We start from the raw sequence: 7,148 nt of genomic DNA on the forward strand, positions 1-7,148 counted from the left end.
CCTCCGTTACCAACTCCAACACCTCCGTTACCAACTCCAACGCCGACACCAACACCTCCGTTACCAACTCCAACACCTCCGTTACCAACTCCAACGCCGACACCAACACCTCCGTTACCAACTCCAACACCAACCCCAACACCTCCGTTACCAACTCCAACACCGACACCAACACCTCCGTTACCAACTCCAACACCAACCCCAACACCTCCGTTACCAACACCAACACCGACACCAACTCCAACACCTGCTGGAATTACCGTTGGCCCTACAAGTGGATTAATCACCACAGAATCAGGCCAAACAGCAACATTTAATGTTGAACTCAACACCTTAAACATCCCACCTACTGGCGATGTGAAAATAGATTTAGCAAGTTCCAATACAGCAGAAGGAACAGTTTCCCCGCAATCGCTTACCTTCAACTCTACTAATTGGAATCAACCGCAAACAGTAACGGTAACAGGCGTTGACGACTTTGCTATTGACGGCGATAAAGCTTACACCATTGTTACTAGCCCTGCTGTCAGTACGGATAACAGATTTAACGGATTAAATGCGTCCGATGTCGCTGTCACCAATAACGATAATGACAGCAATATCCCAGCACAAGACTTAGCTGGAAACACATCAGCTAAAGCCCGTACAATCAATGCAAGTTCCGATCTCAGAAACTACAGTGATTCAGTGAGTAGTAACGATCCCGATTACTACAAATTTACGATCGGTGCTAGCAATGACTTCAACTTGTCAGTCAGCGGATTTACGGGAGATATTAATCTTGAATTGCTTGACAGTAATCAAAATGTCATCTCAACTGCACAAAGTTCGGGCGCTGGCTCAAAATTAATTAACCGCATTTTGGAACACGGGACTTACAGCATTCGAGTTTCTTCAGTTAATAGCGCTCAGACTCCATACAATTTGAATTTGTCCGCTGTACCTCGTCTTGCAGGTGTCACAACTACAGGATATGAAGGCCCTGCCGTCACAAATCCCCAGTCAAATTCACCTAGCAGCCGCATTTTGCGCGGCATCAACAACAATCTACTCACTAACAATCTATCCAGTTCCCTGATTGATAGCAATTTCCTCGACTCAGTGTTGTTTAGTGGTGTTGGTGGCAATAGTAATGCTTCAAGTTTCGTTAATAACTTCCTCCCAGCAGACTTTTCTGGTGGTTTTGACGGCAGCGGCAACGACTTCAATCCCGCTCATAAGCTCGATGCCAGTGTATCCAGTAAACTGATCAATCTGGACAAATTCCGCGCCGCACCGCGTTTTTCCGGTATTGACGGCAGCGGTTTCTCTGTAGCGATATTAGAGACTGGTATCGACTTAAACCACCCATTTTTTGGCCCTGACAGCGACTCAAACGGCATCGCCGATCGCATTGTTTATAACTACGATTTTGCCGAGGGTGACGCAGATGCAAGCGACCAAGACGGACACGGATCGAACATTGCCAGCATTATTGCCTCCCAAGACCCAACCTATACGGGAATGGCACCTGGGGCGAAGATTATCGACCTCAAGGTCAGAAAAGATATTATACCTGATGATGGTAGTGACGAAATTAGTAAGTTTCGGTATGTTGAACAAGCTTTGCAGTGGGTATTGGAAAATGCAGATGCTCAAAACATTGCCAGCGTTTGTATGGCATTCGGCAGCGGTGAAAATTTTCCCACCAGTCAAACTTCACTCTACGGTATTGGAGATGAACTGGCAGCATTAGCCGCAAAGAATATAATTGTTGTCTCTGCATCAGGCAACCGTTACTACCCGTACCAGAAAGATCCTAATCAGCTTCCAGGTGTAAACTACCCTTCAGCCGATCCGAATTCGCTGTCGGTTGGCGCGGTATACAATTCCGACATTGGTTATTCCTCTTTGGGAGGTTATTTTGCGAATAAGCCTGGTGAAAATAATAACGAGTTTGTAATAGCTAACACCACCGCTGCCGATCGCATAGCTCCATTTTCTCAGCGTAACGGGCAATTAACCACTGTTTTTGCTCCGGGAGCACCTATCACAGGTGCCAACGAAAATGGCGGTTTAAGCACCTATCACGGTACCAGTCAAGCTACAGCCCACATTGCCGGCATTGCAGCATTAGCCCAACAGTTAGCACAGCAAGAATTAGGCCGCCGACTGACACCAACCGAGTTCGCTAATCTTTTGAAACAAACCGGTGTCACTATCAATGACGGCGATGATGAAGAAGGCAACGACAATGTTAAGCATACGGGTCTTAATTTCAAGCGCGTTGATGTGCTGGCTTTGGGTCAAGGTATTGTTGGCAATCACCCGCCACTGTTAAACTACGGCCCGAATACAACTCCGTGGCATTTCCAGAACTTGCGAGTCAGCTATGGAAGGAACTTCAAATACACCTTTCCGACAAACACTTTCACAGATCCCGATCCGGGAGATAGCCTCACCTACTCAGCCACTTTAAAAAACGGTGAAGCTTTACCGTATTGGCTGACTTTCAACCCGAATACCCGCAGCTTCCAAGGAACTATTCCTGGGCGGCGAAATTTGGAAATTAAATTAACAGCAACGGACACATGGGGTGCAACTGCAAGTGATGTCATTTTAATGAAACTATCCAAGTATGGTGCTGTCATTGACGGTTATATCTCCGGTGCGACTCTCTTCTTGGATGCCAACAAAAACGGTGTCCTAGATGCCGGAGAGCCATCAACTACTACTGACTCCAACGGTGAATACGATCTTGATATTCCCTTCGAGACTTTCGACAAAAATCAAAATGGGGAAATTGATTCATCAGAAGGTAATTTAGTTGCTTTTGGAGGCACTGACACCGCCACCGGCTTACCCCTAGAAACACCAGTCACCGCACCACCGGATTCTACTGTTGTCACCCTCTTAACCAGCTTAGTCGCTGACTTAATCGACAAAGGAGTTGCACCGGAAACAGCGCAATCTCTTGTCAAATCTTCTCTGGCGATTCCCGCTGATGTTGACATCACCGATTTCGACCCCATCGGCGCCACCAACAACAACGAACCGGGCGGCGTCCAAGTCTTAGCAGCAATGGTGAAAGTCCAAAACTTCATCACTCAAACTAGCGCTTTGATTGACGGTACTTCCAGTGCAGCTAGCAAGGATATTGTCAAGGCTGTTGTCAGTTCAATTAGCGATCCAATTCAATCCGGTACTGTTTTAAATCTGAGCTCTTCAGCAGTTTTAGAAGCAATCATTCAGCAAGCTGCCGCGAAAATTCAGCAGATAGAACCCAGTTTCGACAGTCAAAAAGTTACCTCAATTACCTCGCAAGCTGCGACAGTAATGGCAACAGCCAATCAGCGCATTGATTCTGCTGTCTCCAACCCAACAGGAACATCAATTCCTGAATCAGTAGCCCGCGTCCAACAAGTAGCTTTGGGCCCAACTACTCAAGACTTCAAAGAAGTTGGTGCGGGAACTAAGACAATTTCCCAGGTAGTTACTGAGAATACTGGTGCTGCTTTAGATACCAAAATTCAAGCTGTGATATTACCTGCTGGGATTGCAACTCCTGTTGTCACCGGCGACGCAGATTTGGGCAGCAATTCCCCCGATCGAATTCTCGGTACAAATGGCGACGATATCGTGACTGGCGACAGTCCAAATAATGTTTTGCTGGGTCTGAGGGGCAATGATTCCCTCGACGGTGCGGTGGGGAATGACACTCTTTTCGGCGGCAAAGGTAACGATACTTTACTCGGAAGTAGCGGTGATGATGTCTTGTTTGGCAATCGCGGTGACGATTTGCTGAATGGCGGTTTGGGAAGTGATAGTTTGACGGGAGGGAATGGGGTAGATAAATTCTTGCTATCTACCAATTCCGGTACTGATACTATTACTGACTTTGAAGTTGGTAAAGACTTGTTAGTTTTGGGTAATAGTCTGACTTTTTCGCAATTGTCAATTACTCAAGAAAACAGTTCAACATTCATCCGCTTGTCAGCAACCGGAGAGATTTTAGCATCTCTGAATGGTGTGACGGCAAGTGCGATCGGTGTCGCAAATTTTGGCTCAATCTAATAGCAAGAGGACTGATATGATGTCCGGTTAATCGACCATAATTCCTGTAGCGGCGGGTTCGCGGATATCTTTAAAAGAAACGAGAGATTCTGTAAACCCGCCCCGATATTCGACAGTACGATCGCGGCAGGGGCGGGTTTTTGAAATTGTCTATTAGCAGATATTGTTTGTGAACCCGCCCCTACCATCGACCTGATAATCGACCGCATTGGGTATAAGTCCCGATCGAGTAGTAGTGTATCCACCCATGAGGTTTTTGATATGAACGAAGATTCACAACCAATGTTTTTTCCTGTTTCTCGGTTTAAGTTGCTGGTGATGTCCCTAGTAACCTTGGGCCTCTATCAAATTTTTTGGTTTTACAAAAACTGGCAGCTATTCAAAGCCGCAACAGGAGACGACATTAGCCCATTTTGGAGAGCTGTTTTCAACGGTATTTTTTGTTATTCATTGATTACGAAAATTAGAAATAGGGCTAAATTGCGCGGTATTGATGCCAACTTTAGTCCCTTCTTGCTGACTCTGGCTTGGTTGGGGCTTGCGCTGTGTGCCCGACTGCCAGACCCATACTGGCTAGTTAGTTTTTTATCTGTAATAGTTTTGCTTCCTGTTCAAGAGATTGTGAATGAACTGAACAGTTTAGCAGCACCAAACCACAATCCTAACGATCGATTTTCGGTATGGAATATAGTAACTATCGCTGTGGGAGGCAGCCTGTTTGTACTTGCGATCGTCGGGACACTGATGCCAGCAACTTAGGTGCGATTTGCATCAGTTTCACAACTCCAAAAAGCAAAAATTACTTGTCAATTAAGAGGTAAATTAATCATGTCTACTTTCAGTACCGCAACCAACTTTCCTGTCGGCACAAACCCCAATTCCGTTGTTGTAGGAGACTTTAACAAAGACGGCAAGCCAGATATCGCCACATCCAACGGCGCCTCTAGCAACGTCTCCATTCTGTTGGGGACAGGCACTGGTAGCTTTGGCACTGCAGCTAACTTTAGTGCTGGCATTGGCCCGGCATCTCTGGCATTAGGGGACTTTAACAGCGACGGCAACCTCGATATAGCTGCACCGTGGGGTAGCGGAGGGGAGTTTCCCTCTTATCGGGTAGCCATCCTGTTGGGAAATGGCACAGGTAGCTTTGGCACTGCCACCAGCTTTGACGTAGTATCATATCCCTATGCCGTCGCCGTAGGTGACTTTAACGGGGACAGCAGGCCAGACTTAGTTACGGCAAATGGCGGCAACAACGTCTCTCTCCTGTTGGGGACGGGTACGGGCAGCTTTGGGGCGGCCACCAACTTTAATGTCGGAAATTTGCCCAGGTCTGTTGTGGCGGGGGACTTTAACGGCGATGGCAAGTTAGACTTAGCCACGGCGAACAATCAATCGGGGAGCGTCTCCATCCTTTTGGGGACAGGGACAGGCAGCTTTGGGGCTGCTACTAACTTTAATGCGGGGACAAGTCCCTATTCTGTTACTGTCGGAGACTTTAATGCCGATAGCAAGTCAGACTTAGCTGTAGCAAACAGTGGATCTAACAACGTATCGATCCTGTTGGGGACAGGGACAGGTAGTTTTGGGGCTGCTACTAACTTTAATGCGGGGACAAGTCCCTATTCTGTTACAGTCGGAGACTTTAACAGCGATAACAAGTCAGACTTAGCTGTAGCGAACAGCGGTGCTAACACAGTCTCCATTTTGTTGGGAGATGGTACGGGCAGTTTTGGTGCGGGGGCTAACTTTGCGACGGGGACAAATCCATATTCCGTTGCTGTTGGGGACTTTAACGCTGACGGCAAGACAGACTTAGCGACAGCGAACAATGGGACAAACTCTAACAATGTCTCGGTTTTACTCAACAATACACCGACAGTGAATTTCGGTGCTGCTGCCTACAGCGGCACAGAAGGAAACGCGGATACTATTATTAATATCCCCGTTACTGTCAGCAGCAGTCCCGTCAAAGATTTGACTGTTGCGATCGCACTTAACCCCAGCAGTACAGCTACCCAAGATTCAGACTACACTTTTTCACCTGCCACTCTCACATTCAGTGCAGGTACCAACACCCTCACTCAGAATGTTGCTGTCACTGTCAAAGCTGACAATATCCCAGAGAACGCCGAAACAGCGGTGTTCAGCTTTGGTACGATTACTGATGGGATTGCAGGTACAACAAAAGAAACAACACTAACTATTCCGGCCAATGACGCTATAGATTACGCCATTGCTGCCGGTACTGCCAGCCTCGCCGAAGGCAACAGTGGCACTACTCCCGTTACTTTTACCGTGACTCGCAGCGGCGGGATTGATGCTGCCAGCAGTGTAAATTATGCAATTGGAGGAACTGCTACAAACAGCAGCGATTACAACAATATCGGCGGAACTTCTGGGGGAACTAGCATTACTGGTACGGTTAATTTTGCGGCGGGCGAGACATCGAAAACTATTACTTTAGATGTGTTGGGCGATGCCATAATTGAACCGGATGAAACTATTACTGTTACTCTCTCAAATCCGGTTGCGCCCGGCCCGACTCCGACTATTACCGCTGCTACCGCTACAACTACGATCGGTAATGATGACACTGCCGGAGTCACCGTCAATCCTGCCAGCGGATTAGTGACTACAGAAGCAGGCGACAGCGCTACATTTACCGTTAAACTTAACAGTCAACCCAGTGCTAATGTTAGCATTGATTTGAGCAGTTCCAATCCCGCAGAAGCAACAGTTTTAAGCAATAGTTTAACTTTCACGCCTGCCAACTGGAATGAACTGCAAACAGTAAAGTTGACTGGTGTTGACGACAGCATTGCTGATGGTAGTAAAACTTACAATATTGTCACTGCTGCCACTGTCAGTACCGACACTAATTACAGCAATCTCAATCCCGATGATGTCAGCGCCAGCAACAGCGATAATGAAACTCCTGGCATTACGATTAATCCTGCCAGCACGACTGCAACGGAAGGCGGTGCAACTGGAAGTTACACTGTTCAGTTAAATAGTCAACCGATCGCACCTGTTACGATTAACTTGGCTACAGGCAGTCAAATTCAACCAATTACCGCACTGAATTTTACAGC

Annotated in this window: 3 protein-coding genes; all 3 read left to right on the plus strand. The window is 47.1% G+C overall.

The annotated features are described in order from the left end of the window. Positions 1 to 4,053, plus strand: a 4,053-nt coding sequence (locus tag QUB16_RS32425; RefSeq protein ID WP_333322447.1) for a S8 family serine peptidase, incomplete at its 5' end; no start/stop codon positions are given. 261 nt (positions 4,054 to 4,314) lie between these two features. Further along, entirely contained in the window at positions 4,315 to 4,812 is a 498-nt protein-coding gene (locus tag QUB16_RS32430) for a hypothetical protein (protein WP_333322448.1), read from the plus strand. A 69-nt stretch (positions 4,813 to 4,881) separates the two neighbouring features. Further along, positions 4,882 to 7,148: FG-GAP-like repeat-containing protein (locus QUB16_RS32435; protein ID WP_333322449.1), on the plus strand; the 2,267-nt coding region annotated here is incomplete at its 3' end.

Source organism: Microcoleus sp. D3_18a_C4 (assembly GCF_036702415.1).
In the GTDB taxonomy this organism is placed as follows: Bacteria; Cyanobacteriota; Cyanobacteriia; order Cyanobacteriales; family Microcoleaceae; genus Microcoleus.